Below are 26,770 nucleotides of genomic sequence, written 5' to 3' on the forward strand. Positions count from 1 at the left end.
TCGATATGGCTAAGAAAGGTATGATTAATCGCGAATTGAAACGCGAAAAAACAGTTGCGAAATACGCTGCAAAACGTGCTGAATTAAAAGCTACTATTGCAAACGTAAACGCAAGTGAAGAAGAGCGTTTCGAAGCGACGTTAAAGTTACAGGCATTGCCACGTAATGCATCTCCGGTGCGTCTTCGTAACCGTTGTGGTTTAACTGGTCGTCCTCATGGTTACTTCCGTAAGTTCGGTTTAAGCCGTAACAAATTACGTGAAACAGTAATGCAGGGTGATGTACCAGGCGTTGTTAAGGCAAGCTGGTAAGGAGCGACTAAATGAGTATGCAAGATACCGTTGCCGACATGCTAACACGTGTTCGTAACGCACAAATGGCTAAGAAACAAACTGTTTCTATGCCTTCTTCTAAGTTGAAAGTTGCAATTGCAAACGTTCTTCAACAAGAAGGTTATATTTCAAATGTAGAAGTTGCTCAAGAAGAGACAAAATCTACTTTGACAATTACTTTAAAATATTTCGAAGGCAAACCAGTTATCGAAGTGGTTAAGCGCGTAAGCCGTCCAGGTCTTCGCCAATACCGCGGTAAAGATAAACTTCCAAGCGTTAAGCAAGGTTTAGGTATTGCAATTGTTTCTACAAGCAAAGGCATCATGACTGATCGCGCTGCACGTGCTGCGGGCGTTGGTGGTGAAGTTATTGCTTTTGTTTCTTAATAGGTGATTCCTCATGTCTCGTGTGGCTAAAGCCCCAGTAACTGTACCGAATGGTGTAACAGTTACTCAGAACGGCCGGCAGGTCGAAGTGAAAGGCAGCAAAGGTACGTTGTCTTTCAACCTGCATGCGCTGGTCGAGCTAAAACAGGAAGAAGGTAAACTTCAACTTGCTCCAGTTAAAGAATCGAAAGATGCTTGGATGCAAGCTGGTACTGCTCGCGCTGTATTGAATAACCTTGTAAAAGGGGTTAGTGAAGGCTTCGAACGTAAGTTGCAGCTAGTTGGTGTTGGTTATAAAGCTGCGGTTAAGGGTACTGTTGTAAACCTTAACCTTGGTTTTTCACACCCAATTGACTACGCTTTACCTGAAAGTGTAACAGCGGAAACTCCAACTGCAACTGAAATCATTTTGAAATCAGCAAACAAGCAGTTGTTAGGTCAAGTAGCGGCAGAAATCCGTGCATATCGTTCTCCTGAACCATATAAAGGTAAAGGTGTTCGCTATTCGGATGAAGTCATTCTTCGTAAAGAAGCTAAGAAGAAATAAGGCGCGAGGTTCTTATGAACGAAAAGAAACAAACCCGTTTGCGTCGTGCGAAAAGCACACGCTTGCACATCCGTGCATTGGGTGCGACTCGTTTGTGTGTAAACCGCACTCCGCGTCACATCTATGCTCAAGTTATTTCAGCAGATGGTGGCAAAGTTTTAGCACAAGCTTCAACTTTGGATGCATCTTTACGTAGCGGTACTACAGGTAATGTAGACGCAGCTACTAAAGTAGGCACTTTAATCGCAGAGCGCGCGAAAGCAGCTGGTGTAACTAAAGTTGCATTTGACCGTTCTGGTTTTAAATATCATGGTCGTATCAAAGCCTTGGCTGATGCTGCTCGTGAAAACGGCTTGGAGTTCTAATCATGGCTAAAGTTGAACAAAACGAAGGTCTTGTTGAAAAGCTGGTTGCCGTTGATCGTGTAGCCAAAGTTGTTAAGGGCGGTCGTATCTTCTCTTTCACAGCATTAACTGTTGTGGGTGATGGTAATGGTCGTGTTGGTTTCGGTCGTGGTAAAGCACGTGAAGTTCCAGCTGCTATTTCTAAAGCACTTGAAGCTGCACGTCGCAACATGATTACTGTAGACCTTGCAGGTACTACTTTACAACACCCTGTGAATGCTCGTCATGGTGCAAGCCGTGTATACATGCAACCTGCTTCTGAAGGTACTGGCGTAATCGCTGGTGGCGCAATGCGTGCCGTTCTAGAAGCTGCAGGTGTGCATAACGTACTTGCTAAATGTTATGGTTCTACTAATGCTGCAAACGTAGTAAACGCAACTTTCAAAGGTTTGCGTGATATGACTTCTCCTGAGAAAGTCGCTGCGAAACGTGGTAAATCAGTAGCAGAAATTCAAGGGTAATCAATCATGAAAACGATTAAAGTTACCCAGACTAAATCTTCTTCACATCGCTTGAAAAATCACAAGCTTTGCTTACAAGGTTTAGGTCTGCGTCGTATTGGTCATACTGTAGAAGTGCAAGATACGCCTTCTAACCGCGGTATGATCAACAAAGTCTACTATATGGTTAGTGTAGAGGAATAAGCCATGACTCTGCGTTTAAATGAGCTTGCACCTGCGGAAGGTGCAAAACGTGAAAACCGTCGTTTAGGCCGTGGTATCGGTTCTGGCGTTGGTAAGACTGGTGGCCGTGGTGTCAAAGGTCAAAAATCACGTAAAAGTGGTGGCGTTCGTCCGGGCTTTGAAGGTGGGCAAACAGCGATTTATCGTCGTTTACCTAAATTCGGTTTCACTAGCCAAATCGCTTTAAAAACTGCTGAAGTACGTTTATCTGAGTTAAGCAAAGTTGAAGGCGACATTGTTAGCCTAGAAACTTTGAAAGCTGCGAATGTTGTTCGTCGTGACCAAATTCGTGCTCGTATCGTACTTTCTGGTGAAATCACTCGTGCATTCACTGTTCAAGGTATTGCATTGACTAAAGGCGCTAAAGCTGCGATTGAAGCAGCTGGCGGCAAAGTCGAGGAGTAATCTCGAGTGTCTATGTCTCCTAGTTCTTCAGGTCATGTCAACATGATGAAAGGTCAGCCATTTCATGTGAAATATCGTGAAATTATTCGCCGGATGAGTTTTCTAATCGGTGCATTGCTGGTCTTTCGACTAGGAGCGCATATTCCAGTACCAGGCATTAATAATGCTGCGTTAGAAAATTTATTTCATGCGAACCAAGGAACTATTCTTGGGCTATTCAATATGTTTTCTGGCGGTGCTTTAGAGCGAATGTCTATTCTTGCTTTAGGAATTATGCCTTATATTTCTGCGTCAATTATTGTGCAGTTAATGTCTACGGTAATTCCTTCACTAGAATCCTTGAAAAAGGAAGGTGAGCAAGGTAAGCGTAAAATTAATCAATATACGCGTCAGGGTACATTATTGCTTGCAGTGGTTCAGGCAGTTGGTATGTGCGCAGGCTTGATTGGTCAGGGTATTACTCTGTCAGTTGGTCTTGAGTTTTATATACCAGCAGTTACATCACTTGTCGCTGGAACTATGTTCTTAATGTGGCTAGGTGAACAAATCACTGAAAGAGGTATTGGTAACGGTATCTCAATGATTATTTTTGCTGGTATTGTTTCTGGTTTGCCTAAATTAATTATGCAATCAGTTTCATCAGTAGATAATGGTCAGACAAGCTTAATTGGTCTCGTGATCTTTGGTCTTTTGTCTTTAGGTGTGTTGGCTGCCATTGTGTTTATTGAAAAAGCACAACGTCGTATTCCAGTAAACTATGCACAAAAGCAGCAAGGTCGTCGTATATTTACGGCACAGCAGACACATTTGCCATTGAAAATTAATATGGCTGGTGTGATTCCTGCGATTTTTGCAAGTTCTTTACTATTGTTCCCGGCAAGTCTTGGTCAATGGGTAGGAAGTGCAGATGCAAATGCTGGATTAATTAAGCGTAGCTTACAAGATTTAGCTTTAGTATTGTCGCCTGGACAGCCTTTGTATTTGGTGCTCTTTGGTGCGTTAATTATCTTTTTCTGTTACTTTTATACGGCTTTAGTATTTAGCCCTAAGGAAGTATCAGAAAATCTAAAACGCAGCGGAGCTTATGTGCCTGGTATTCGCCCAGGTGAGCAAACTGCTCGTTACTTAGATCATATTCTTAATCGTTTGACGTTTATTGGTGCGATTTATATTACGGTCATTTGTTTAATGCCAATGATTCTACAAAGTTCTTTTGGGATCCCATTTTCTTTGGGTGGTACATCATTACTAATCGTAGTTGTCGTTGTTATGGACTTTATGGCTCAGCTACAAGCGCACTTAACATCTCATCAATATGATAATCAAACATTAATGAGAAAAACGACTGCTCATCCTAAGGGATAAGCGCACTTAGAGGTTTCATCATGAAAGTACAAGCTTCTGTAAAGAAAATTTGTGGTAGCTGTAAAGTTATCCGTCGTAATGGGGTTATTCGCGTAATTTGTAGCGCAGAACCTCGTCATAAGCAGCGTCAAGGTTAATCTAATCAAGACCTGTTGATTTCAGTAGGCGAATTGGGTTAATATCCGCCCCTCAAGATTTTGTGGGGCGGTTGATTATCTCTACTGCCTTTTTGGAGAAAGTGAATGGCTCGTATTGCCGGTGTAAACATTCCGGATAACAAGCATGCTGTTATCTCCCTCACTTACATCTTTGGTATCGGTCGCCATACTGCTAAGAATATCTTAACAGCAGTTGGTATTACTGAAACTACTAAGATCCGTGAGTTGGACGATGCTCAGCTTGATGCGATTCGTGCAGAAGTTGCTAAGGTTCCTACCGAAGGTGACTTACGTCGCGAAATTTCCATGAACATTAAACGTTTAATGGATTTGGGTTGCTATCGCGGCCTTCGCCATCGTCGCAGCTTGCCTGTCCGTGGTCAACGCACCAAAACTAACGCACGTACCCGTAAAGGTCCGCGCAAACCGATTAAAAAGTAAGATTTCTGGAAGCTAAAAGATGGCTAAAGATACTCGCACACGCAAGAAGGTCACCCGTACCGTCTCTGAAGGTGTTGCACACATTCACGCGTCTTTTAATAACACCATTGTTACGATTACTGATCGTCAAGGTAATGCATTGGCTTGGGCCACCTCTGGTGGACAAGGCTTCCGTGGTTCACGTAAATCAACTCCGTTTGCTGCTCAGGTAGCTGCTGAAGTTGCTGGTAAAGCAGCTTTAGATTACGGTTTGAAAAATCTGGATGTCCTTGTAAAAGGTCCTGGTCCAGGTCGTGAGTCTGCGGTTCGTGCATTAGGCGCAGTGGGTTATAAAATTAACAGCATTACCGATGTGACGCCAATTCCTCACAACGGTTGCCGTCCACCTAAAAAACGTCGCGTGTAAGGAGAAACATTCATGGCTCGTTATATTGGTCCAAAATGCAAACTCTCTCGCCGCGAAGGGACAGACCTGCAACTTAAATCTGGCGTTAAACCTTTTGACGTCAAAACTAAAAAAGCTAACAAAGCACCTGGTCAACATGGTCAGGCACGCGGTGGTAAGCAATCTGAGTATTCACTACAATTACGTGAAAAACAAAAAGTCCGTCGTATTTACGGTGTGTTAGAACGTCAATTTAGTAACTACTACAAAGAAGCAGCTCGTGTTAAAGGCGCAACAGGTGAGAACTTGTTGAAATTGCTTGAAAGCCGTCTCGATAACGTTGTTTATCGCATGGGTTTTGGTTCTACACGTGCAGAAGCTCGTCAGTTAGTAAGTCACCGTAGCATTACTTTGAATGGTCGTCGTGTAAACATCGCATCTATTCAAGTTAAAGCTGGTGATGTAATTGCGGTTCACGAAGGTGCTAAACAACAGTTGCGTATTAAAAACGCGATTGAGTTAGCTGCACAACGTGGTATTCCAGCTTGGATGGATGTTGATCATTCTAAGCTTGAAGGTACGTTTAAAGCTGCACCAGATCGTGCTGATTTACCTGCTGAAATCAATGAAAGCTTGATTGTAGAATTGTATTCTAAATAATCCTTGAGGTAGCAATAATGACGCGTACTGCAAACGAGTTTCTAACTCCGCAAGCGATCAAGGTCGAAGCGGTTAGCGGGACCTCGGCAAAAGTGATTCTAGAACCTTTAGAGCGTGGTTTTGGCCATACTCTAGGTAATGCTTTACGTCGCATTCTATTGTCTTCTTTACCTGGCGCTGCTGTGGTTGAAGTGGAAATAGAAGGTGTCGAGCACGAGTACAGTACTTTAGAAGGCTTGCAGCAGGACATCGTCGAGCTCTTGCTGAACCTAAAAGGATTGTCTATTAAGCTGTTCGATCAAAATGAAGCATATTTAACATTAGAAAAACAAGGTCCTGGCGAAATTACTGCTGCTGACCTTCGTTTACCTCATAATGTTGAAGTGGTTAATCCAGAACATTTGATCGGTACTTTGAGTGCTTCAGGCTCATTAAAAATGCGCTTGAAGGTTGCTCAAGGTCGTGGTTATGAAACATCTGATTCTCGTTTCCCTGAAGGTGAAACACGCCCTGTTGGTCGTTTGCAATTAGATGCTTCTTATAGCCCAATTAAACGTGTTTCTTACACCGTTGAAAATGCGCGTGTAGAACAACGTACCGATTTAGATAAACTGGTAATCGACCTCGAGACAAATGGAACGGTTGATCCTGAAGAAGCAATCCGCAAAGCGGCAACAATCTTGCAACAACAAATTGCAATTTTTGTTGATCTTCAGAAAGACCAAACTCCAGTTGCTCAAGAGCCTCGTGAAGAAGTTGACCCAATCTTGCTTCGCCCAGTAGATGATCTAGAGCTTACTGTTCGTTCTGCTAACTGTTTGAAAGCAGAAAATATTTACTACATTGGTGATCTTGTTCAACGTACTGAAGTTGAGTTGTTAAAAACTCCTAACCTTGGTAAAAAATCGTTAACAGAGATCAAAGATGTTTTGGCATCGAAAGGCTTACAACTCGGTATGCGTCTTGAAAACTGGCCACCAGCTAGTCTTCGTATGGACGACCGTTTTGCCTATCGTAGCCGTTAATTAAGTAGGACTATCACCATGCGTCATCGTAATAGTGGTGTGAAATTAGGCCGTACAAGCAGCCATCGTAAAGCGATGTTCCAAAACTTGGCTAATTCTTTATTTGAACACGAGTTGATCAAAACAACTGTGCCTAAAGCTAAAGAATTACGTCGTGTTGCTGAGCCTTTAATCACTCTAGCAAAAAACGATACTGTAGCAAATCGTCGTTTAGCATTTGCTCGTACTCGTAATGCTGCAACTGTAGGTAAATTATTTACCGTACTCGGCCCTCGTTACAAAGAACGTAACGGCGGTTATCTACGTGTTCTTAAAGCGGGCTTCCGTGCTGGTGATGCAGCGCCGATGGCTTACGTTGAGCTTGTAGATCGTGAAGTGAAAACTTCAGCTGAATAATTGATTTTATTCAAAAAAAGACCGGTTTTATACCGGTCTTTTTTATTTTTATTAATTAATAAAAATATAAAAATGTCCCCAAGTGACATAAAAAAACGGATAAACGGTCAAACTTGACATTGTGTATTGTCAAAATTGTGCTTTAATAAACTTATATTCTCAACAATGGGTATAAAAATAAAATGGAAAAGCAAGTTGATATTTTAATCATTGGCGCAGGTATCTCAGGAATTGGAATTGCTGCCCATTTATCAAAAAATTCTCCACAACGCCAATTTGAAATTTTAGAGCGTCGGGAATCTTTTGGTGGAACATGGGATCTTTTCCGTTATCCAGGTATTCGCTCAGACTCAGATATGTCCACATTTGGTTTTAATTTTAAACCATGGTGTAAAGCGAATGTATTAGCTGATGGTGCTTCTATTAAAGGCTATTTAGGCGAAGTAATTGATGAATATAAATTAAAAGAAAAAATTCACTTTGGTCATCGTGTACTTTCTGCTAATTATGATTCTGAATCAAAGAAATGGCAGGTGGTAATTGAAGATAGTAAGAAAAAACAACAGACTTGGATTGCTAATTTTGTTGTAGGTTGTACCGGTTATTATAATTATGATCAGGGATATGCTCCTTCTTTTCCAAATCAACAAGCATTTAAAGGGCAACTCATTCACCCACAACATTGGCCTGAGAATTTAGATTATACAGGTAAAAAAGTCGTTATTATTGGTAGTGGTGCAACGGCCATTACTTTAGTGCCAGCAATGGCTAAAGGTGGGGCAGGTCATGTAACCATGTTGCAACGTTCACCAACGTATATTGCTAGTGTACCTTCTATCGATTTCATCTATGAAAAAACGCGTAAATTTATGTCTGAAGAAGCAGCTTATAAATTTACCCGTGCACGTAATATTGGTATGCAGCGCGCTATTTATGCATTATCTCAGAAACATCCTAAAACTGTACGTCGCTTACTTTTAAAAGCAATTGAAGTGCAGCTTAAAGGTAAGGTTGATATGAAGCATTTTACTCCTTCATACAATCCTTGGGATCAGCGTTTATGTGTGGTGCCAGACGGTGACTTGTTTAAGATTTTGCGTGAAGGCAAAGCGAGTGTAGAAACTGATCAGATTGAAAAATTTACTGAAAAAGGTATCCAGCTTAAATCTGGTAAACATCTTGATGCGGATATTGTTATTTCCGCAACGGGCTTACAAGTTCAGATTATGGGCGGTGTACAGGCCACTCTTGATGGGAAACCAATTAACTCATCTGAACATATGCTTTATAACGGTGTGATGTTAAGTGATGTACCAAATATGGCTATGATTATTGGTTATGTAAATGCATCATGGACACTCAAAGTAGATATTGCTGCTGAATATATCTGTCGCTTGTTAAATTATATGGACAAGAATAGTTATGATGAAGTAATTCCATCTGGTGATAAAACTGAAATGGAAGAAGATACCGTAATGGGTAAATTGTCTTCAGGTTATATTAACCGTGCGGCGCATGAGCTTCCAAAACAGGGTAAACATGCTCCATGGCAAGTCACTAATAACTATTTAGAAGATAGAAAGTCGCTAAAAAATTCAAACTTTGAAGATGGTGTTCTACATTTTCATAAGCGTTCTGAAACGAGTGAGCGTAAGCCAAAACTAGTATCTTAAAAGATACTAGATAGAAAAAAGGGGCGTAATGCCCCTTTTATTATGAAGCTATTAAAGTGTTCTTGAGATTAATTCTTTCATAATTTCATTTGTGCCAGCATAAATTCGATTGGCACGATGGTCGATATAAGCCCGTGCAATTGGATATTCAAGCATATAGCCATAACCACCATGTAATTGAAGACATTCATCTACAATTTTTGAGAACATATCGGAAATTTTATATTTGGCAGCTGCTGCAGCTTCCACACTCAATTTTTCTTCAAGTTGTAATTCCATGCAACGATCTAAATAGGTGCGGCAGAAATCTATCTCTGTTCTGAATTCAGCAAGTTTAAAACGCGTATTCTGGAATGTGCTAATAGGCTTACCAAATGCTTTACGGTCTTTCGTGTATTGGACGGTATGTGCGAATGCCGCTTCAGCTCCTGCCTGACAAATAATAGCAACTAACATTCGTTCCCAAGCTAATTCCTTCATGAGCATGATAAAGCCCATGCCTTCCATACCTAAAAGATTTTCTTTAGGGACACGAACGTTATCGAAAAATAATTCGCAGGTATCTTGGCCTTTCATTCCAATTTTATTAAGAGGCTTACCTTTGCTAAAGCCTGCTCGATCTGCTTCAACAATAATGAGTGATAAGTTTGCTGAACCTTTGTCGTTATTGCCAGTTTTACAAACGACTACAACCATGTCACATAAGTAACCATTGGTAATGAAAATTTTTGAACCATTAATGACATAATCATCCCCATCAAGTACAGCTGTGGTTCTCACTGCTTGTAAATCAGAACCAGTGCCCGGCTCAGTCATGGCAATAGCTGTGACCACTTCTCCGGTTGCCATTTTCGGTAACCACTTTTGTTTTTGTTCTTCATTCCCAAAGTTATTCACGTAATTGGCAACAATATCTGAATGCAAAGAAAAGCCCGTACTAGAGTCCATAGCATAAGCTTGCTCTTCAATTAAGATCATACTGTATAAGCGATCTACTCCAGACCCACCATATTGCTCTGGCATTGTGGTACACAATAGGCCTAATTCTCCGGCCTTATTCCAAAGGTCTCGATCAACATGTTGTTGTTGTTCATATTTCTCAATGTTGGGAACGACTTCTTTCTCATAAAATTTACGAACTGTTTCGCGGAAAGCCTCATGCTCTTCGTTAAATAGTTGTCTAGGTAACATATTTGGAATGGGACGGATAGCACCAGATTGCATTTGTATTTCTTCCTTGGTTCAGGTGTGATGTTATTTCCTTAAACATACGGAAGCATTTCATGACTAACAATGTGATGAATGCTCAATTATGAGTACAAGATGATAAATTTGGTCAATTTGATATTTTTAGCGATCTTTGGAATGTGATCAGGTAAACTAGACGCACTATCAACGCAGATGGGGAAATAAATGTCTGACGAAATGACCTTGGAAGAACGTAAAGTAATTTATCGAGCACGCCGCGGCTTAAAAGAAATTGACGTCTATTTTGACCCTTATGTAAAAAACTATTATCTAAAAGCGGATTCAGCAGAGAAGGCCTTATTTGCAGAATTAGTTGAACAAGAAGATCCAGATTTATTGGATTGGTTCATGGAAGTTTCTGAACCTCCACGTACAGAGTTACGTGAATTTATTTATAAATTAAAACAGTATGTACATGGCTAAACTGTTTTGATAAAAGAATTGAATTTTGAGCTGAAATATAGTCGTTTCTCGGTAATATTTCAGCTTTTTATTGGCTTGAATTTAGCAATCCTACTTTATCAATTGCTATCACCAATTTGGTGGTTGATTGCTATCATCCTCTTATCTATTAGCTTTCTGTTTTTTTTAAGACAATCACGGATTTCTCAAATTGCATATTTAGACCAAAAATCATGGTCAGTTGCATACTCCTCAAAAAAGATAGTTTCTCGCACAGAAATTAATAAAATAATTGATTATCAGTTGTTTATGGTTATTTACTTTGAGGGAGCACCTTTAAAAGTAGCCATTATTTGGTTTGATCAACTTCCTTTGCAGAACTGGAAAAAGCTAAAAGTCTTACAGAAACTTCATTAATTGTCAGACAATTCTACATTTGTATATTTATTTAAAAATTATAAAAAACAATAATTTAATCTTTATTTTTTTGCTTAAGTTTTAGATTGTCTAATTAAAATATAGAAAAAAGCCAAGGAAATACAATTGTCTGACAATTTCAGCTATTGGTACCTATTTGATCGGTTAAAGTACAAACACCAACGTAAAGTGTGTCGGAGGTCTCAAAATGGAGATGCCAACATGGTCGTTCTTGGTCATTGCCATCATTTTGGCAGTGGTGATCGGAAGAGCAGGAACTTTACTCAGGGAACATCTTAACAAAGTTAATTTTAACAAAGTTAAGAGACAGAGGATGCAAGGTCGTCGATCAGTCAATTATTAAATTGGTTAGTCGATTAATTTCATCAAGTGTCCAGTTTATAACTGGGTGCGATTGTAGTAAAGGAGGTCTCTCATGGAGATTTCAATGTGGATGTTTCTGTTAATTGCAGTGGTTATGGCTGTGGTAGTAGGAAGAGCAGGAACTTTACTTAAGGATTATATAGAACAAAAATAATATAAGCCGTTAAAAGCTTATCCCAGTTAATAAGTAGCATGTGCTGAACCGTCGCAATGCTACTTTTTTTTGCCTAAAATTTCTGTTTTCCTGAAAAACTGTCAATTTTATCTGCTGTGAAGTATGTCAAAGTATAAGCGCTACAATTAGAGTAATTACTCTTTTATTCAAGATATGCATCTGCTAATGTACATCTGAAAAGGAAAAAACAAATTACACAGAGGACAGGAAGATGTCTAAAGTCCAAAAAATAAGCCAAGGTTTGGCGATGAGTTTTCTTGCAGCTTCAGTTTTATCAGGTTGTTCATATGTCGTGAAAACCGGAGCAAATGTTGCTTTAGGTTTTACGCAAAAGCACGTGGTTCCGCCTATTCTGGCAATGCAAGATGCGGAAATGGTTTGTAATACTGGTAGTGCTTTAACACCTGCAATCATGTCTACTAAAGGTATGGGTGCAGATCCAACGCGTGTTGCGGTATTAATGTATGCAGCATCAGGCGTATGTGCGGAAAACCAAGCGTTAGAACAAGAATTGCGTTATTTACGTGCCTCAAAAGCAGGGCAGGTAACTGAAGCTCAAGATGCACGTATTGCACAGAAGCGTTGGGCGGCAATTGCTGCTGAGCGTCAATATACTGGCTATAAGTTGTTTGCTGATCGCTGGGAATCTAAATATAAATATCATTTAGGTGATTCTTGTCCAACGATGCGTAATGACACAGATCAAACTGTATATTTACTTGGAATGATTAGTGGTCTTCAGGCTGTAACCAATGATATTAACTCTGGTGGCGCAGTCAATGTTCCAAAAGATATTGCTGCTATTGTAGAGCGCGGAATGGTTTGTCTTGATAATGAAAAATTCTGGGGCGCACCGAATGCAACACGTGCTGTTATCTGGACTTTATTACCAGGGGCCGATGAAGGGAAACCTGACCCATATCAAACATTAAAGCAATCAGTGCAAATTGGTGAACAAAAAGGTGTTCGTTTGTCTCATGCTTTGTATGCGGTAGCTGCTCAAGCAAGTGGTGATGATGCAAAAATCCGTGATGCATTAAGATCCTATGCGGCCTCTCAAGCTGATGATAAGCCTGTCAATCCGAACTTTAAGTTAATTGATAGTATGGCTGGACTGATTGTGCGAGGTATCTCTGACCGTTACTGGACTGAGCATACCGGTGTACGTACTGGAGATGATGGTATGTCACATTTCTGGGATGATAAGAATGAAGGTGCAGCAGAGCTAGATGAATTGTTTGATGGAGGAGCCGCATCTGAAGCTCCTGCAGATTCATCTGCTCCACCAGCAGCGCAGTAAAAATATTTGAAAGGTTAACTTCTTGCGAGACTGTTGTTAAGTTTTACAATGGTAGCAAGAAGTTTAATTTCAAGGAGTGTGTCATGAAGGATCATGTACTGAATCATAAAGTGCTTTTGGTCGCAGTGTGCATTTCTGTGTCTGCTTGTTTACAGGTGTTTCCTGATACTTTTATTTATTGGCGCGAAAGTTTACTCGGTGAATTCTGGCGTTTATGGACTGCACATTGGGTACACGTTGGGTGGATTCATTTCCTTTTAAATATGATGGCATTCGCCTGTTTACCGTTTATCTTCCCGCATACCAAAGCATGGCATCTTTTAAGTCTACTTTTCCTTTTGCCGCCGTTCATTAGTTTGATCTTCTATTTTCATTTACCTTATATCGAGGCATATGCTGGTTTGTCAGGTGTTTTGCATGGGCTATATACAGCAGTTGCTTTAGTTTACTTGCAATATCGTAAAGAACGGAATTTTGCTTTTCTGGTTTTAGGATTAATTATTGCAAAACTGATATGGGAAAATACCTTTGGGCAGACAGGAACAGCCCACTTAATAGGAAGTCCGGTTTTAACTGAAGCTCACTTATATGGAGCAATTGGTGGTGCAATCTTTGGGGGATGCTATTGGCTTGCTCAAAGATTAAGAAAGAAATATTGACAATACAAACTGTTAAAAAAGTGATTCTAGTCATTCTTTATTAATAAAGTTTGATGCAAATTTGATCGTTGAATAAAGGGATTGGTAGAAGGGGGAAGGATTAAACCCCTGACCAAGAAAATTGCATGACTCAAGCTCCTGTTTTCAGGTTTTTGAGAGAACAAAATTGGAATACTTATGCAAGGACATCAAGAAAAAAGATCTGGATTAGGTCTATTGGGTTATGTATGGAACGAATGGATCTCAACATTCGTCATCCTCATTCTGCTATTAATGACTCTAATAATTGGTACCGGGGAAATGATCCACGGACAATTATTACGTATAGGGGAACGTCTTTATGGTGACCCTGCTATAGGCATGCAATATTCATTTTTGCGTGCTGAACCTGAAAAACCGACTTGTGATCGTCACCCAAATATCGATGCTCAAGTAAAAGAACAAATGAAAGCGAATGCATCTGATGATTTTTCGAGTTTCTTTGGTGCAACATCGGAAAGTGATGTCCGTGCATCACTACTTGCAGCACAGCAACAATGTGATGAGAAGTATCAGGCGTATGACAAAACAATTAAATATATAGAAGCTAACCCAGGGGTGCGTACTTACCGTGCCATCGAGACAGGTTTCTTTGGTATTTTTAAATTTGGTACAGAAAATCGCGCAATTTTACTAATTTTTATGGTTCTGATTTCTGCGATTACAGCATCGTTAAAATTTCACCATATTGGCTTACGTAATCCGGCAACAAAAATAGATTACAAAGTCTATTCCATCTTTATGGTGGTTGCTAATGCTCTACTCAGTTTCTCTGTAATTAGCCAGTATCGTTCAGTTATCAATTCTGGGGTGACACCTACCTATGAAACAGTCACTATTTACTGGATATGGATGATTCTATTTGTTGTTCTGACTTTAATTAGTCTTTATCAACTATTTTTTTCACCTCCACCTAAACGTGAAGGCGGTAATATTGGCTTGGCCCTACTAAGTGTGCCTTTATATGCTTATATGGCTTTGATTACGGGCATAGTATTTACATTCTTTATGGATTATCCAATGGGGCAAGGGATTTACCTTGGTTTATTGGTTGAGTTTTCAGGTATTTTCTTAAACCTTGCCTTGTTTATTTGGGCAGGTATGCTTCTAACTCAAACACGTGTTATGGATTTATTCCTTAATGTGCTTCGTCCATGGAATTTGGCACCAGAAACCTTAACATGGTTAATTCTAATTGCAGCTGCAGTACCAACGGCTTATACAGGTGCGTCAGGTATTTTTGTTATTGCAGCAGGTGCAATTATTTATAAAGAAGTCTGGAATGCGGGCGCTCGCCGTCAATATGCGTTAGCTGTATCTGCAATGTCAGGTTCTTTAGGGGTGGTGGTACGCCCATGTCTACTGGTCGTTTTAATTGCGATGCTGGATAGCCGTCATGTAACGTCCGATGAGTTGTTTGGCCATGGTGTTTATGTATTTTGGTTAACAGCATTTATTTTCTTGGGTGTTTCATTACTATTGGCTGAAGAAAAATTCCGTGTGAATTCGCCGAAAGTTGCGATTCCGGGCATGATGCGCGCCTTTGTTCCTGTCATTCCATACATTTTGATCACTGCTGTTGTTCTTGCAATTTATAAATATGCGTTAGATACAGGAATGAATGAATTTACTGCACCAGTAATTTTACCATTAGTCCTGATCGCAATGATTTTGTACGACAAATTGGTGGCACCAAAAGAAGCTCCTGCGATCAATATTCATGAGGCGATTGTTCGTGAACACGAACAGAAATCACCATTCCTTCGTGCACATGATCCACATAGTTCTCAATTCCGTCTTGGTTTTGGTGGTGCGCTTCGTTTTGCGACCTCAGAAACTGTAGGTCATATTGGCGCACTAATTATCTTGATGGCATTGTCTGCAAGTGTTGGTGGTTTAATTGAACGTTCTGAAGTGGTTGAATTATTGCCGACTCATTTAGGCAGTATCTATATATCACTGGCATGTATTGCACTGCTACTTGCCATTATTGGTATGTGTACAGATCCATTCGGTGCTGTAATTTTAGTTGCTGCAACCATTGCACCTGTAGCATACGAAAATGGTATTCATCCAATTCACTTCTGGATGATTGTGTTGGTTGCCTTCGAATTTGGTTATGTAACTCCACCAGTTGCCTTGAACCATCTACTCACGCGGTTGTCCGTCGGAGATGATGAAGTTAACGCTGCTGATGCGGAAGCAAAAGAGAAATATACAAGTTTCTACTTCCGTTATGAGCGCTGGTTGCTACCAATTATTGTCTTGTTCTCATCTTTAGTATTGGTAACTTATGTGCCATACGTATTTAAGCTATTTGGTTGGTATAAATAACTTAAATTAGAGTATCGACCCTACAAAACAGCCTTCCTAAATGGAGGGCTTTTTTAGTAAGAGAATTCAGTAAATTTAGGGAAAAAGATGATTGGAATTATTTTAATGAGAATAAAAAGCTAAAAATGAATAACTTTAGCTTTTTAAGTTCCTATTGAAAAATTATTGATTTTTGAGCTGGGCTTCAAGTAATTTAACTTGTTCTTCTTTGAGTTTCGTTAATTGATCTGCATCTGCATGTTGAGCTTTTAACGAACTTTCTTGATCTTGCAATTGACGATCGATGTCATCGAGTTTAGACACTTCCTCTTTTGCTAAAGACTCCTGAGCAGGTACGGGCTGTTTGAGCAGATCTTCATTCACAAGTTGTTGTGAGCTTGTAGCCTCTGCGATCGGTTCAGAACCTGATGATGAATCAGTGGTTTTAGTAGGAACAGGTGTCGAAACAGGTTGAGGATCAACCATTGGTACGGATGACTCGGTTTTTTTGAAAAACCATTGTGCAACCAAAAAAAGCACTACAAGAATGCTTAAGCCCCCAATTAAAATCCACAATAGTTTTGAGTTTTGTTTTCTTTGTAGTGGCATCTCTAAGACCTTTAGTCAGGACGACGAGGCTTGAACTGTATTACTCCAACTTCATCAGGTACAGCAGGTACTTCAGGCTCATCTATATGAGTCGGACGATTTTCGCTATAGCCGCATTCGATACATTCAATCCATTCGTCTTCAGCGGTGGTTAGCATGACAATCCGATCTGTTGCTTCACATTTTGGACATTTAGCCCCAGCAATGAAACGTTTTTTCATCTTTATCACCCTAACCACACGATCAATTTAGGCCCATAGTTTAAGCGGTTTTACTGTCATTCGTCCAACCTTGATGACGTAACAATGCATCAATTTTTGGTTCACGGCCACGGAAACTAACAAATGCTTCAAGAGCAGTGTCTTTACCGCCCACAGCTAAAATAGCCTGACGGAATTCTTTACCCGTTTGAGTGTTGAAAATACCTTCGTGTTCAAAACGATCGAATGCATCACTCGCTAAGACTTCTGCCCATTTGTAAGAATAATATCCAGCCGCATAACCACCAGCAAAAATATGACTGAAGCTATGTTGGAAGCGATTGTAGTCCACAGCTGGAACAACTGAATACTGCTTACGAATATCATCTAAGGTCTGCTGAATTTGCTCATTATTCAAAGCAGGTGTTTTAGTGTGAATAGTCAAATCAAACAACGCAAATTCAAGCTGACGTAGAGTTTGCATGCCAGACTGGAAGAAACGAGCATTTAGTAAAGCATCAAGTAACTCTTGTGGTAAGGTTTGTTTACTCTCGATGTGTTCACTTAAAACATCTAAACTTTCTTTATCCCAAGACCAGAACTCCATGAACTGGCTTGGTAGCTCTACCGCATCCCAAGCGACACCGTGAGTGCCTGCAACCGAGATATTATCTACTTCGGTTAGCATGTGATGTAAGCCATGTCCAAACTCATGGAATAAAGTGATTACTTCATCGTGGGTGAGTAAAGCAGGTTGATCACCTACTGGAGGAGTGAAGTTACATACCATGTAGCAAATTGGCTTTTGTAGTCCATGAACAGTTTGCATGCGTGAGCGGAAACCATTCATCCATGCACCACCACGTTTGCCTGTACGTGCATATATGTCAAAGAAGAATCCACCAATCACTTGGCCTTGGTCTTCTAATTCAAAGTAACGTGCATCTGGATGCCAGACTGGTGCTTGTCGTTCGATGATATTAATACCATATAAGCGCTGCACGATCTGGAATAATCCCTGAATGACTTTAGGGGCAGGGAAATACGGTTTTAATGCTTCTTGAGATAAGTTGAATTGTTGCTGTTTAAGCTTTTCAGAATAGTAAGTGCTATCCCAAGGTTTAAGTTCATCAACCCCATCTTGTTTGGCAATATCTTGAAGTTCAGCAACTTCTTGAAGTGCAGGAGCACGGGCATGCTCAGCGAGATCAACTAAAAAGTCATGAACTGTTTTAACATCGGGTGCCATCTTGCTTGCAAGAGAATATTCAGCATAGTTGTTGAAACCGAGTAATTTCGCCATTTCCTGACGAAGACTCAAAATCTCATCCATAATTTTGCTGTTATCAAACTCAGTTTGTTCAGACTGATCAGATGCACGAGTCACATAAGCTCTATAAAGCTCTTCACGCAATGAACGGTCATCTGCATAGGTCATGATTGCAAAATAAGCTGGGAAATCTAGTGTTGCTACGGCTTGGTCAAATTCACGTTGTTTGCCGTACTGTTTTAATAGCTCAATATTACTTTCAGGGAGACCTTTTAGCTCAGCTTCTGTAAGGGGTTTAAAGTAAGCTTGTGTTGCATCAAGTACGTGATTAGAAAAGTCAGAAGAAAGCTGTGAAAGACGAGCAGAAATATCTGCATAGCGTTTTTTCTCTTCGCCCTCTAAAGCTACACCAGAAAGTTTAAAATCACGTAAAGCGAGGCGAATAGCACTTTGTTGGGCTGGACTAAGAGCCGTATAGCCCTGACCATCATGGAGATGCTGATACGTTTGATAGAGCGCCGTGTGTTGACCAAGCTGAGTATAGTATTCGCTTAAGGCTGGTAATAACGATTGATAAACTTCTCTTGTTTCAGCATTGCTCATCACAGCATTTAAATGTGATAAAACGCCCCATGATTCACTCAAATTATTTTCAAGCGCATCGACTTGTTCTAGTACGGCAAGTTGTTGTGCTGTGTCAGTTGGTGCGGCTGTAAGTGTATTTAAAAACTCTTGACCAGCTTGAATTGCCTGCTGGATGTCTTGTTTTAAATTTTCTAATTTAATTTCGTCAAAACGCGGAGTTGGTAAAGTTGCTTGCTGTAAAGTCATTGCTGTTAGCCACATTATTTTTTAAACATGGTATTAGATGTAGGTCCTGTCAGGTCGGAAATCAAGTTTAATTTGCAAAATAAGCTTTCTAAAAAGAAATAAGTCCCAAATCGGGACTTATTTCTAAGTTGGCAACATCTATTGTTTAATTATTCAGCCTTTGATTTAGCATTTGCCTTTTTCTTTTTAGGCTTAGACTTTTTCTTTACTTTTTCTGGTTTACTTTCTGCTTTTGCAGAAGTTTTTTTACCAGGCTTTTTAGTATAAGAACTAGGCTTAGCTTTTTCTTTCTTTTTGTGAACAGGTCTTTCGCCATCACTACTCGTTGGTTTACTGAAAACTTCTTCAGTTGCCTGTGGAGATGTTTTCGTTGTACGTGGAGCTCGGCTACGAACGACTCGTCCTGCATGTGTGACTTGTTGAAGTAGCTGGAAGTCAATTTTGCGTTCTTCAAGATTTACGCCAGCAACCTGAATTTTAACTTCATCACCTAAACCAAAGACCTGACCCCGATTTTGACCTACAAGATTTTGACTCGCTTGGTCATAAATAAAGAAGTCATCACCGAGTTGGCTAATATGGATCATACCATCGACGTATAAGTCTTTAAGAGTTACGAATAAACCAAATTCGGTTACCGCACTTACAATACCAATGAACTCTTCGCCTAAATGCTGTTGCATGTAGTGACATTTCAACCAAGTCGTTACGCTACGAGAAGCTTCATCTGCACGACGTTCAGTTTTAGAAAAATGTTCACCAGCATCATCTAGTGCGGCACCAGAGAGAGGAGAAGGTTTTTGTTTCAAGTGTGCCTTGATAGCACGGTGCAACAATAAATCTGGGTAACGACGGATTGGCGAAGTGAAATGCGTATACGCTTCATATGCCAAACCATAGTGACCCGCATTTTTTGCGCCATAATAAGCTTGCATCATTGAGCGTAATAAAACGGCATGAATACTTGGTGCATCTATGCGGTCTTTGGTGGCTTCAATAACTCTTTGATAATCTGCTTGAGTTGGCTGATCAGGGAAGGGTAGACCAAGCAATTTCACAAAGTCTTTCACTTTTTGAATACGTGAAAACTCAGGAGCTTCATGCACGCGATATAACATTGGAATATCGTTTTCTAACGCGTATTCAGCCGCAGCGACGTTAGCAAGCAACATGCATTCTTCAATAAGCTTATGTGCTTCATTACGTGTACGTGGCAAAATTTCTTTAATTCCACCCAACTCATCAAAAGTCATGTACGTTTCAACGGTTTCAAATTCCATTGCATGACGGTCGGCACGCAAGTTTTTCAAAATTTGATAAAGTTGGAAAAGCGTATTTAATGATTTATGAACATCACGATCTTTTGGAATCGCGTCTGTTGCGCCTTCAAAATATTGTGCTACTTGTGTGTAGGTCAAACGCGCTTTTGAGTGCATGACCGATGGATAAAACTCATAGCCAGTTACACGGCCTGTACGAGAGAGTTTAATGTCACAGACCATACATAAGCGGTCTACATGAGGGTTCAGAGAGCACAAGCCGTTTGACAATGCCTCTGGTAGCATTGGTAATACAAAGTGTGGGAAATATACTGAAGTGCCTCGTTCCTCAGCTTCTTCATTAAGGGCTGAGTTTAAGCGTACATAATGGCTTACGTCGGCAATTGCGACTACAACACGGTAACCACCACCCGGACGTTTTTCTGCATAAACTGCATCGTCAAAATCTCGGGCATCTTCACCATCAATTGTAACTAATGCTAAATCTCTTAAATTAATACGGCCTTCACGGTCTTGAGCAGATGGCTCTTTAAAACTTTCAGCTTCTTTTAATACCTGATCTGGAAACTCATATGGCAAACCAAATTCAAGAATGGTTTGTGGAATGATAATTTCTGTATCAGCTTTGTCTGCCATAGACTGAATAATATGTGCCGTTGAAAACTCTTCGCGGGTCGGATAAGTATCAATTGCAACACGTAGCATATCGCCAACATTCGCTTCAGCATGTTTTACGAGTTCTTTTTCCAAAGGAATAGGCTGGTGCTGATTAGGATTGTTGGGTTGAATAAAATATTCGCCATCATGAACTGACAATTTACCGATCAATTGTTTGACGCGATGTTGCAAAACTTCTGTAATAAAGCCCCAAGGTTTACCTTTACGGTCTACCGAAGTCTGGCGCACTCTAACTCGGTCACCATTAAATACTAAACGTAGTTCACGTTCAGGAAGTAAAAGGTCAGTTTGACCATCAATATGTGCTGTACCTAAACCTTTACTATTAATATAGACAGTTGCTTCATATGTTGGTTGATCTGCCACCAACTGAAATTTAAAACCGTCTTTCATGATTTGACCATCACGAACCATAGCACTTAAACGATGACTTAATGCTTCGATACTTTTTTGGTCATGAATATTAAAATGATCGACAAGCTCTGCATGAGATTGTGGTGTTTGCACCTGCTCCAATGTATCTAAAATAAGAGTACGGCTTGGAATAGGATTGTCATAACGTTCAGCTTCAGCTTTCGCTTCAGGGTCAGCCCAGTTTTTTGTCATGTCGTTTTGTTTCACGCTTGGCAGATAAGTTTAGCATAAGCCATGCAGACCCGAACTGCACGTTTAGGTTTGCAATAATGTGTTATGCACTACAGTATTTTGATGAAGAAATAATATCTATCTTAACAAGCGTTTGATCGAAAAAGACGAAAATAATGAGGAAATTGCTTAAAAAATAATTCATTGAACTAAAAAACAAGAAAATTTCAGTATGATGACTTGAACAATGTGGTTTTAGTTTGTATTATGGCGGCTCGTTCCGGTGAGGTGGATGAGTGGCTGAAATCACTTCCCTGCTAAGGAAGCATACCTATTACTGGTATCGAGGGTTCGAATCCCTCTCTCACCGCCATTACTTAATGCGCTCATAGCTCAGCTGGATAGAGCACTTGGCTACGAACTAAGGGGTCGGGAGTTCGAATCTCTCTGAGCGCACCAAGTAAATAGAACGAATCGCTGAAAGGCACACAAGTTACGCGCTCATAGCTCAGCTGGATAGAGCACTTGGCTACGAACTAAGGGGTCGGGAGTTCGAATCTCTCTGAGCGCACCAACTTGAAGAATTAACCGCTTTTATAGCGGTTTTTTTGTGCTTGTTTTTTAGTGATTTTAAAAAAAATCTAAATTTATAACTTTTTAATTATATTAGAGATAATCATAAATGAACCTAGCTTTATTCGATTTTGACGGCACGATTACTCATAACGATACATTCAGCTTATTTCTTAAATTTTCTTTGAATAGAAAAACCCAAATAATAGGCGGGATTCGTCTTGCACCTTATATTGCAGGTTATAAGCTTGGATGGGTAACGGATAGAATCATTCGGACTAAGCTCTGCCAAGTAGGGTATATTGGTTATGATGCGAACTCCCTAAAAGATATGGGACAAGAGTTTGCTAAAAAGGTACTTCCTACATGTGTTCGTGAAAACGCATTGGAGCGTATTCTCTGGCATAAAGAGCAGGGAGATCAGGTCGTTGTTGTATCTGCGTCATTAAATGTTTATTTGGAAAGTTGGTGTCAGTCTTTAGGTTTAGACCTTATCTGTAATCAACTTGAAATACGTAATGGTATTTTGACAGGTGATTTTATTGATGGTGATTGTGGTTATTTAGAAAAAGTAAATAGAATTAAAAATAAATATGATTTAAGCCAATATTCTATAATTTATGCTTATGGCGATACACCTAATGATTGTGCAATGTTAGAGTTGGCACATAAGAAATATTATAAATGGCAAGAAGTGAATTAATATTAACTAATACTTAAAAGTATATATAAAAAAGAAAGCCACTATATCCGTGGCTTTCTTTAGCTTTATTAAACAGTATGTAAAGAATTATCTAAGAAGTGATCAGTAAGTAATGACTGAGGTACTAAACTATGAACAGTATTTGTTACACTCGATACTGTAGAAGTTACTCCACCTAAGTTACCGCTAGTTAATCCATCTAATAAGCCAGAGATAACGTCTGAGCCGCTTGCACCAGTCACACCACCAGTTAAACTACCTACGATATCAGTTACGATACCAATAGGGTTGCTGCCGGTCGCACCACCCGTTACACCACCGATAATGTCAGTCACTGTACCGAGTGGGCTATCACCACCTACACTGCCAGTTAAGCCACCGATAACGTCGGTAACTGTGCCAAGCGGGTTGCCGCCAGTAGTACCGCCTGTTACACCGCCGATAATATCAGTCACTGTACCAAGTGGACTATGGCCACCTGCTACACCGCCAATAGTACCAGTCACACCACCTAGAATGTCAGTTAAAATACCAGTCGCAGTTGAGCCATTATGAACAAGAGTATTGATAACACCAGTTGCATGATCAGTTGCACCTTGGATATTACCACCCACTAAATCAGATACAACCTCCAGAGAACCATTTACAGTGTCGCGAGAGGTTTCGAAAGTTAGAGTGCCAAGGTGAGCAATATCAGTAACAGGATGTTCAGTTTGAGGAAGTACACCTACTACAGTGTCTGCAACCGTATTAATTCCTGTATTAATAATACTGGTTTTTAAGCTTTCAACGCCCTGAAGGACATCTATACCACTTTGCACAACGTTAACTACTGGAGAAATAGGTGATGTGCCACCACCAATAACGCCCCCCGTCACACCACCGATAATGTCAGTAACGGTACCAAGCGGGTTGCCGCCAGTCACACCACCAGTTACACCGCCGATAATGTCGGTAACAGTGCCAAGCGGGTTGCCGCCAGTAGCACCGCCAGTTATACCGCCGATAATGTCAGTAACAGTGCCAAGCGGGTTGCCGCCAGTAGCACCGCCAGTTATACCGCCGATAATGTCAGTAACAGTACCAAGAGGGTTGCCGCCAGTAGCACCACCAGTTACACCACCGATAGCACCAGTCACACCACCCAGAATGTCAGTTAAAATACCAGTCGCAGTTGAACCGTTGTGAACCAATGTTCCAATAATACCTGTTGCAGAGTGGGTCGCTCCTGAAATATCACCACCGACTAAGTTAGACACAGTTTCTAAAGCACCATTTACTGTGTCACGAGAAGTTTCAAAAGTTAAAGTGCCAAGATGGGCAATATCAGTAACAGGATGTTCAGTTTGAGGAAGTACACCCACTACGGTGCCTGCAACTGTATTAATGCCTGTATTAATAATACTGGTTTTTAAGCTTTCAACGCCCTGAAGGACATCGATACCACTTTGAACAACATTAACTACTGGAGAAAGAGGAGATGTACCGCCGCCGATAATGCCACCTGTCACGCCGCCAATAATATCAGTAACAGTACCAAGTGGGTTTCCACCAGTCGCACCGCCTGTCACACCACCGATAGCGCCAGTTACACCGCCGATAATATCAGTAACCGTACCAAGCGGATTGCCGCCAGTTGTGCCACCTGTCACACCGCCGATAGCACTAGTTACGCCGCCGATAATATCAGTAACCGTACCAAGTGGGTTTCCACCAGTTGTGCCGCCTGTCACACCACCGATAGCACCAGTCACACCACCCAGAATGTCAGTTAAAATGCCAGTCGCAGTTGAACCGTTGTGAACCAATGTTCCAATAATACCTGTTGCAGAGTGGGTCGCTCCTGAAATATCACCACCGACTAAGTTAGAAACAGTTTCTAAAGCACCATTTACTGTGTCACGAGAAGTTTCAAAAGTTAAAGTGCCAAGATGGGCAATATCAGTAACAGGATGTTCAGTTTGAGGAAGTACACCCACTACGGTGCCTGCAACTGTATTAATGCCTGTATTAATAATTCCAGTTTTTAGGCTTTCGACACCTTGAAGAACATCAATACCACTTTGAACAATGTTAATTACTGGTGAAAGTGGAGAAGTTCCGCCACCCACTACACCACCAATAATATTAGTTACTGCACCAAGAGGGTTACTTCCGGTAGCACCACCAGTCACACCACCGATAATATCGGTAACAGTACCAAGCGGGTTGCCGCCAGTAGTACCACCCGTCACGCCACCGATAGCACCAGTTACACCACCAATAACATTAGTTACTGTGCCAAGAGGGTTACTACCAGTTACACCACTGATAGCGCCAGTAACAGTCTCAAGTGGGTGGCCACTAGTTATACCAGCAACAACATTGGTTACTGTTCCTAATGGATTTGTTGAGCCGACGGTACCAGTTACAGTACCAACGACACCTGTTGTTACGTGACTAACGGTATTAGTTACTGTTGAAAGAACATTTGAAAGTAAGCCTGTTGAAACGTGTGCGTCAACAGAGGAGCCAGTGTTTACAGTGGTATTTGCCGATACGCCATTACCCAAGCCTTGAGTAACTTTTGAGATCGAAGATACGAGATTTGTTAGTAAAAACATGTTGGTCTATTTCCTATATAATTATGTATTTTTAAGTAAGTATTATTTATTGCGCTACATAATTAATGAGATTTGTATCTCAATAATTGGAATTTAGTATTGGTTAGATATCAAAAGCTGTCAATGTGTATTTCTAGTCACATTTTTGATGCTAATAATATTTAGAGGAATAGTAATTTATTTAATTTAGACATAAAAATAATAATGGTTTTTATATAATATTTTTTTAATTAATTAGATTTTTCTTATATTTTCACTTATTTGAAGCATTATATTAGATGAATTTTATTTGGGTTTATAATGCTAAAGCTCAACTAGAAATATATTATTTCTATAATGTTGACTAAAATAGTCGCCTTTAACTTCTAGTTATATGGTCAAATACTTCAAAAAGCCTATAAAACTTATTTGAAAAAAAATATTTCAAATACATCTTAGATGAGAAAAACGTCAGTAATTTTATCGACTATTTGATGGAAAGTAGGATACTGGCTAAGAACTAGACGGTTGATGACAGAAATATGAAAAAAGGCTTCCTAAGCTAGGAAAAGTGCGTATAATGCGCAACATCAAGTACGCGCTCATAGCTCAGCTGGATAGAGCACTTGGCTACGAACTAAGGGGTCGGGAGTTCGAATCTCTCTGAGCGCACCAACTTGAAGAATTAACCGCTATATATAGCGGTTTTTTTGTGCCTTAATTTTATACTTTTTAATAAAAAAACTGGCCGCTTATAGCAACCAGTTTTAAAAAGAAACGGGATTAAAAAATTAGCTGAACGTTTTAAAACGATGTTCATCTTCAATAAAAGCTTTTTCGCCTGCTTCACCTTCAATAGATCCAAAAACTAACTGAGCTCTTAATTTCCAGTCGGCTGGAATATTAAATGCAGTATTAATTTTCTCATCAATAATTGGATTGTAGTGCTGCAACGAAGCGCCAATGCCTTGTTCCGCCAACACATTCCAAACAGCAAATTGTGCAATTGCTGTTGAATGTTCAGACCAAATTGGAAAATTATCGGCATACGTTTCAAACTGTTCTTGTAAGCTTTTAATTACATTTTTATCTTCATAGAATAAAACTGTGCCGACACCTGCTGCAAAGCTTTGGATTTTTTGCTCTGTTCCAGACACTGCTTCCGCTGGAATAATATCTTTTAAAACCTCTAAAACAGTATTCCAAAAAGTTTGATGTGATTGCCCAAATAAAACTGCGGCACGAGATGATTGGGAGTTAAATGCAGATGGACTATGTTTTACAGCTTCTTGAATAAGTTTTTCAATCTCGATAGGAGATTGTGCTAAATTTTTTCCAATTGAATAGATTGAACGGCGATTTTTAATTAATTCTAAAAAACTTTTTTCATTGAAAGAAGGGGCCTCTTGAGTGGCTTGTATGCCCACATCTTTTGAGACAGTTGCTTTTTGATTTAAGCCAAATAATTTTGCAAAAAAAGACATGAGACATTCCACTAAGAAGGGTGATACTCTTATTGTAGAAATTTTTAAAAGTGAAATAAGCTCAAAAAATATGAATCTATGTTCTATATATGCAACGAAGAATGAAGTCGTACTAGCTATATTCGGCTTTTGAACAAAAACAAAAAATAGCCTTTGATTCATTTTAAAGCTGAAATGA

The 26,770-nt window shown here is 40.1% G+C and carries 28 protein-coding genes and 4 tRNA genes; 25 read left to right on the forward strand and 7 right to left on the reverse strand.

Annotated features, from left to right (window positions below):
- The first annotated feature begins 5 nt into the window (after positions 1-5).
- The 15 genes from rpsN to I5515_RS15560 all read left to right on the forward strand — a co-directional run bounded on the left by rpsN (position 6) and on the right by I5515_RS15560 (position 8,860).
- Positions 6-311, forward strand: coding sequence for a 30S ribosomal protein S14 (rpsN, locus tag I5515_RS15490; protein ID WP_016140109.1), 306 nt, complete (start codon positions 6-8; stop codon positions 309-311).
- Positions 312-322: 11 nt separating this feature from the next.
- Positions 323-718 (forward strand): 30S ribosomal protein S8, encoded by a 396-nt coding sequence (rpsH, locus tag I5515_RS15495; RefSeq protein WP_005038490.1) that lies wholly within the window; start codon positions 323-325, stop codon positions 716-718.
- 13 nt (positions 719-731) lie between these two features.
- Positions 732-1,265 carry a 50S ribosomal protein L6 gene (rplF, locus tag I5515_RS15500; RefSeq protein ID WP_003653655.1) on the forward strand — a complete coding sequence of 178 codons (534 nt, stop codon included), beginning with the start codon at positions 732-734 and terminating at the stop codon, positions 1,263-1,265.
- A gap of 14 nt (positions 1,266-1,279) precedes the next feature.
- A complete protein-coding gene (gene rplR, locus I5515_RS15505; protein WP_005043857.1) occupies positions 1,280-1,630 on the forward strand; it encodes a 50S ribosomal protein L18 in 351 nt (116 codons plus the stop codon).
- Positions 1,631-1,632: 2 nt separating this feature from the next.
- Positions 1,633-2,130: a 30S ribosomal protein S5 gene (rpsE, locus tag I5515_RS15510; protein ID WP_003653653.1), complete on the forward strand. Its 498-nt coding sequence runs from the start codon at positions 1,633-1,635 to the stop codon at positions 2,128-2,130.
- Positions 2,131-2,136: 6 nt separating this feature from the next.
- A complete protein-coding gene (rpmD, locus tag I5515_RS15515; protein ID WP_000849088.1) occupies positions 2,137-2,313 on the forward strand; it encodes a 50S ribosomal protein L30 in 177 nt (58 codons plus the stop codon).
- Between the two features lie 3 nt (positions 2,314-2,316).
- Entirely contained in the window at positions 2,317-2,757 is a 441-nt protein-coding gene (gene rplO / locus I5515_RS15520) for a 50S ribosomal protein L15 (protein ID WP_199968363.1), read from the forward strand.
- Between the two features lie 45 nt (positions 2,758-2,802).
- Positions 2,803-4,122: a preprotein translocase subunit SecY gene (secY, locus tag I5515_RS15525; protein WP_170834093.1), complete on the forward strand. Its 1,320-nt coding sequence runs from the start codon at positions 2,803-2,805 to the stop codon at positions 4,120-4,122.
- Positions 4,123-4,142: 20 nt separating this feature from the next.
- A complete protein-coding gene (gene rpmJ, locus I5515_RS15530) occupies positions 4,143-4,259 on the forward strand; it encodes a 50S ribosomal protein L36 (protein ID WP_000867907.1) in 117 nt (38 codons plus the stop codon).
- A gap of 105 nt (positions 4,260-4,364) precedes the next feature.
- On the forward strand, positions 4,365-4,721 hold the full coding sequence (gene rpsM, locus I5515_RS15535; RefSeq protein ID WP_199968366.1) for a 30S ribosomal protein S13: 357 nt from the start codon (positions 4,365-4,367) through the stop codon (positions 4,719-4,721).
- Positions 4,722-4,740: 19 nt separating this feature from the next.
- Positions 4,741-5,127, forward strand: a complete 387-nt coding sequence (gene rpsK, locus I5515_RS15540; protein WP_001040166.1) for a 30S ribosomal protein S11 — start codon at positions 4,741-4,743, stop codon at positions 5,125-5,127.
- A gap of 12 nt (positions 5,128-5,139) precedes the next feature.
- Positions 5,140-5,766 carry a 30S ribosomal protein S4 gene (gene rpsD, locus I5515_RS15545; protein WP_003653643.1) on the forward strand — a complete coding sequence of 209 codons (627 nt, stop codon included), beginning with the start codon at positions 5,140-5,142 and terminating at the stop codon, positions 5,764-5,766.
- A gap of 17 nt (positions 5,767-5,783) precedes the next feature.
- Positions 5,784-6,791, forward strand: a complete 1,008-nt coding sequence (locus I5515_RS15550) for a DNA-directed RNA polymerase subunit alpha (protein ID WP_003653641.1) — start codon at positions 5,784-5,786, stop codon at positions 6,789-6,791.
- An 18-nt stretch (positions 6,792-6,809) separates the two neighbouring features.
- Positions 6,810-7,187 (forward strand): 50S ribosomal protein L17, encoded by a 378-nt coding sequence (gene rplQ / locus I5515_RS15555; RefSeq protein ID WP_042895180.1) that lies wholly within the window; start codon positions 6,810-6,812, stop codon positions 7,185-7,187.
- Positions 7,188-7,369: 182 nt separating this feature from the next.
- A complete protein-coding gene (locus I5515_RS15560) occupies positions 7,370-8,860 on the forward strand; it encodes a flavin-containing monooxygenase (protein ID WP_199968368.1) in 1,491 nt (496 codons plus the stop codon).
- 51 nt (positions 8,861-8,911) lie between these two features.
- Here the strand turns inward: I5515_RS15560 and I5515_RS15565 are convergent, their stop codons facing one another.
- Positions 8,912-10,084: an acyl-CoA dehydrogenase family protein gene (locus I5515_RS15565; protein ID WP_199968370.1), complete on the reverse strand. Its 1,173-nt coding sequence runs from the start codon at positions 10,082-10,084 to the stop codon at positions 8,912-8,914.
- A 189-nt stretch (positions 10,085-10,273) separates the two neighbouring features.
- Between I5515_RS15565 and I5515_RS15570 the strand changes: the two genes are divergently transcribed.
- The 5 genes from I5515_RS15570 to I5515_RS15590 all read left to right on the forward strand — a co-directional run bounded on the left by I5515_RS15570 (position 10,274) and on the right by I5515_RS15590 (position 15,818).
- Positions 10,274-10,531, forward strand: coding sequence for a succinate dehydrogenase assembly factor 2 (locus I5515_RS15570; protein WP_017388310.1), 258 nt, complete (start codon positions 10,274-10,276; stop codon positions 10,529-10,531).
- A 6-nt stretch (positions 10,532-10,537) separates the two neighbouring features.
- Positions 10,538-10,927 (forward strand): hypothetical protein, encoded by a 390-nt coding sequence (locus I5515_RS15575; RefSeq protein ID WP_199968372.1) that lies wholly within the window; start codon positions 10,538-10,540, stop codon positions 10,925-10,927.
- Positions 10,928-11,697: 770 nt separating this feature from the next.
- Complete coding sequence (locus I5515_RS15580; RefSeq protein WP_199968374.1) at positions 11,698-12,786, forward strand: hypothetical protein; 1,089 nt, start codon at positions 11,698-11,700, stop codon at positions 12,784-12,786.
- Positions 12,787-12,869: 83 nt separating this feature from the next.
- Complete coding sequence (rrtA, locus tag I5515_RS15585) at positions 12,870-13,445, forward strand: rhombosortase (protein ID WP_199968384.1); 576 nt, start codon at positions 12,870-12,872, stop codon at positions 13,443-13,445.
- Positions 13,446-13,622: 177 nt separating this feature from the next.
- A complete protein-coding gene (locus tag I5515_RS15590) occupies positions 13,623-15,818 on the forward strand; it encodes a TRAP transporter large permease subunit (protein ID WP_199968386.1) in 2,196 nt (731 codons plus the stop codon).
- Between the two features lie 162 nt (positions 15,819-15,980).
- Here I5515_RS15590 and I5515_RS15595 read toward each other — a convergent pair whose 3' ends face one another.
- The 4 genes from I5515_RS15595 to rnr form a co-directional block, all read right to left on the reverse strand.
- The gene (locus I5515_RS15595) at positions 15,981-16,406 is read right to left on the reverse strand and encodes a hypothetical protein (RefSeq protein WP_199968389.1); all 426 of its coding nucleotides are present in this window, start codon (positions 16,404-16,406) and stop codon (positions 15,981-15,983) included.
- Between the two features lie 11 nt (positions 16,407-16,417).
- Positions 16,418-16,627, reverse strand: a complete 210-nt coding sequence (locus I5515_RS15600) for a YheV family putative zinc ribbon protein (protein ID WP_199968391.1) — start codon at positions 16,625-16,627, stop codon at positions 16,418-16,420.
- A gap of 40 nt (positions 16,628-16,667) precedes the next feature.
- Positions 16,668-18,722, reverse strand: coding sequence for a M3 family metallopeptidase (locus I5515_RS15605; protein ID WP_199968392.1), 2,055 nt, complete (start codon positions 18,720-18,722; stop codon positions 16,668-16,670).
- Positions 18,723-18,856: 134 nt separating this feature from the next.
- Positions 18,857-21,271 (reverse strand): ribonuclease R, encoded by a 2,415-nt coding sequence (gene rnr / locus I5515_RS15610; RefSeq protein WP_199968393.1) that lies wholly within the window; start codon positions 21,269-21,271, stop codon positions 18,857-18,859.
- 261 nt (positions 21,272-21,532) lie between these two features.
- On the opposite strand from rnr, the gene I5515_RS15615 reads away from it, so the two are divergent.
- From I5515_RS15615 to I5515_RS15630, 4 genes are all read left to right on the forward strand, one after another.
- Positions 21,533-21,623, forward strand: a tRNA-Ser gene (locus I5515_RS15615).
- A gap of 9 nt (positions 21,624-21,632) precedes the next feature.
- Positions 21,633-21,709, forward strand: a tRNA-Arg gene (locus I5515_RS15620).
- Positions 21,710-21,747: 38 nt separating this feature from the next.
- Positions 21,748-21,824, forward strand: a tRNA-Arg gene (locus tag I5515_RS15625).
- A 108-nt stretch (positions 21,825-21,932) separates the two neighbouring features.
- A complete protein-coding gene (locus tag I5515_RS15630; RefSeq protein ID WP_199968394.1) occupies positions 21,933-22,526 on the forward strand; it encodes an HAD-IB family hydrolase in 594 nt (197 codons plus the stop codon).
- Between the two features lie 68 nt (positions 22,527-22,594).
- Here I5515_RS15630 and I5515_RS15635 read toward each other — a convergent pair whose 3' ends face one another.
- The gene (locus I5515_RS15635; RefSeq protein ID WP_199968395.1) at positions 22,595-25,129 is read right to left on the reverse strand and encodes a beta strand repeat-containing protein; all 2,535 of its coding nucleotides are present in this window, start codon (positions 25,127-25,129) and stop codon (positions 22,595-22,597) included.
- Between the two features lie 577 nt (positions 25,130-25,706).
- On the opposite strand from I5515_RS15635, the gene I5515_RS15640 reads away from it, so the two are divergent.
- Positions 25,707-25,783 (forward strand) — tRNA-Arg (locus I5515_RS15640).
- A gap of 116 nt (positions 25,784-25,899) precedes the next feature.
- Here I5515_RS15640 and I5515_RS15645 read toward each other — a convergent pair.
- Positions 25,900-26,592 (reverse strand): nitroreductase family protein, encoded by a 693-nt coding sequence (locus tag I5515_RS15645; RefSeq protein ID WP_199968396.1) that lies wholly within the window; start codon positions 26,590-26,592, stop codon positions 25,900-25,902.
- Between the last annotated feature and the right edge of the window lie 178 nt (positions 26,593-26,770).

Source organism: Acinetobacter calcoaceticus (genome assembly GCF_016508255.1).
Classification (GTDB): Bacteria; Pseudomonadota; Gammaproteobacteria; order Pseudomonadales; family Moraxellaceae; genus Acinetobacter; species Acinetobacter calcoaceticus_E.

What these genes read in the sequence shown, in the direction of transcription:
- rplR (WP_005043857.1), top strand. Translation starts at nt 1,280, where the DNA reads ATGAACGAAAAGAAACAAACCCGTTTGCGTCGTGCGAAAAGCACACGC.
- I5515_RS15605 (WP_199968392.1), bottom strand. Translation starts at nt 18,722, where the DNA reads ATGTGGCTAACAGCAATGACTTTACAGCAAGCAACTTTACCAACTCCG.
- I5515_RS15570 (WP_017388310.1), top strand. Translation starts at nt 10,274, where the DNA reads ATGTCTGACGAAATGACCTTGGAAGAACGTAAAGTAATTTATCGAGCA.
- I5515_RS15565 (WP_199968370.1), bottom strand. Translation starts at nt 10,084, where the DNA reads ATGCAATCTGGTGCTATCCGTCCCATTCCAAATATGTTACCTAGACAA.
- rpsN (WP_016140109.1), top strand. Translation starts at nt 6, where the DNA reads ATGGCTAAGAAAGGTATGATTAATCGCGAATTGAAACGCGAAAAAACA.
- rpsE (WP_003653653.1), top strand. Translation starts at nt 1,633, where the DNA reads ATGGCTAAAGTTGAACAAAACGAAGGTCTTGTTGAAAAGCTGGTTGCC.
- I5515_RS15600 (WP_199968391.1), bottom strand. Translation starts at nt 16,627, where the DNA reads ATGAAAAAACGTTTCATTGCTGGGGCTAAATGTCCAAAATGTGAAGCA.
- I5515_RS15550 (WP_003653641.1), top strand. Translation starts at nt 5,784, where the DNA reads ATGACGCGTACTGCAAACGAGTTTCTAACTCCGCAAGCGATCAAGGTC.
- rpmJ (WP_000867907.1), top strand. Translation starts at nt 4,143, where the DNA reads ATGAAAGTACAAGCTTCTGTAAAGAAAATTTGTGGTAGCTGTAAAGTT.
- I5515_RS15580 (WP_199968374.1), top strand. Translation starts at nt 11,698, where the DNA reads ATGTCTAAAGTCCAAAAAATAAGCCAAGGTTTGGCGATGAGTTTTCTT.
- I5515_RS15645 (WP_199968396.1), bottom strand. Translation starts at nt 26,592, where the DNA reads ATGTCTTTTTTTGCAAAATTATTTGGCTTAAATCAAAAAGCAACTGTC.
- I5515_RS15590 (WP_199968386.1), top strand. Translation starts at nt 13,623, where the DNA reads ATGCAAGGACATCAAGAAAAAAGATCTGGATTAGGTCTATTGGGTTAT.
- I5515_RS15635 (WP_199968395.1), bottom strand. Translation starts at nt 25,129, where the DNA reads ATGTTTTTACTAACAAATCTCGTATCTTCGATCTCAAAAGTTACTCAA.
- rpsD (WP_003653643.1), top strand. Translation starts at nt 5,140, where the DNA reads ATGGCTCGTTATATTGGTCCAAAATGCAAACTCTCTCGCCGCGAAGGG.
- rpsM (WP_199968366.1), top strand. Translation starts at nt 4,365, where the DNA reads ATGGCTCGTATTGCCGGTGTAAACATTCCGGATAACAAGCATGCTGTT.
- secY (WP_170834093.1), top strand. Translation starts at nt 2,803, where the DNA reads ATGAAAGGTCAGCCATTTCATGTGAAATATCGTGAAATTATTCGCCGG.
- I5515_RS15630 (WP_199968394.1), top strand. Translation starts at nt 21,933, where the DNA reads ATGAACCTAGCTTTATTCGATTTTGACGGCACGATTACTCATAACGAT.
- rpsH (WP_005038490.1), top strand. Translation starts at nt 323, where the DNA reads ATGAGTATGCAAGATACCGTTGCCGACATGCTAACACGTGTTCGTAAC.
- rplF (WP_003653655.1), top strand. Translation starts at nt 732, where the DNA reads ATGTCTCGTGTGGCTAAAGCCCCAGTAACTGTACCGAATGGTGTAACA.
- rpmD (WP_000849088.1), top strand. Translation starts at nt 2,137, where the DNA reads ATGAAAACGATTAAAGTTACCCAGACTAAATCTTCTTCACATCGCTTG.
- rplO (WP_199968363.1), top strand. Translation starts at nt 2,317, where the DNA reads ATGACTCTGCGTTTAAATGAGCTTGCACCTGCGGAAGGTGCAAAACGT.
- rplQ (WP_042895180.1), top strand. Translation starts at nt 6,810, where the DNA reads ATGCGTCATCGTAATAGTGGTGTGAAATTAGGCCGTACAAGCAGCCAT.
- rrtA (WP_199968384.1), top strand. Translation starts at nt 12,870, where the DNA reads ATGAAGGATCATGTACTGAATCATAAAGTGCTTTTGGTCGCAGTGTGC.
- rpsK (WP_001040166.1), top strand. Translation starts at nt 4,741, where the DNA reads ATGGCTAAAGATACTCGCACACGCAAGAAGGTCACCCGTACCGTCTCT.
- I5515_RS15560 (WP_199968368.1), top strand. Translation starts at nt 7,370, where the DNA reads ATGGAAAAGCAAGTTGATATTTTAATCATTGGCGCAGGTATCTCAGGA.
- rnr (WP_199968393.1), bottom strand. Translation starts at nt 21,271, where the DNA reads ATGACAAAAAACTGGGCTGACCCTGAAGCGAAAGCTGAAGCTGAACGT.
- I5515_RS15595 (WP_199968389.1), bottom strand. Translation starts at nt 16,406, where the DNA reads ATGCCACTACAAAGAAAACAAAACTCAAAACTATTGTGGATTTTAATT.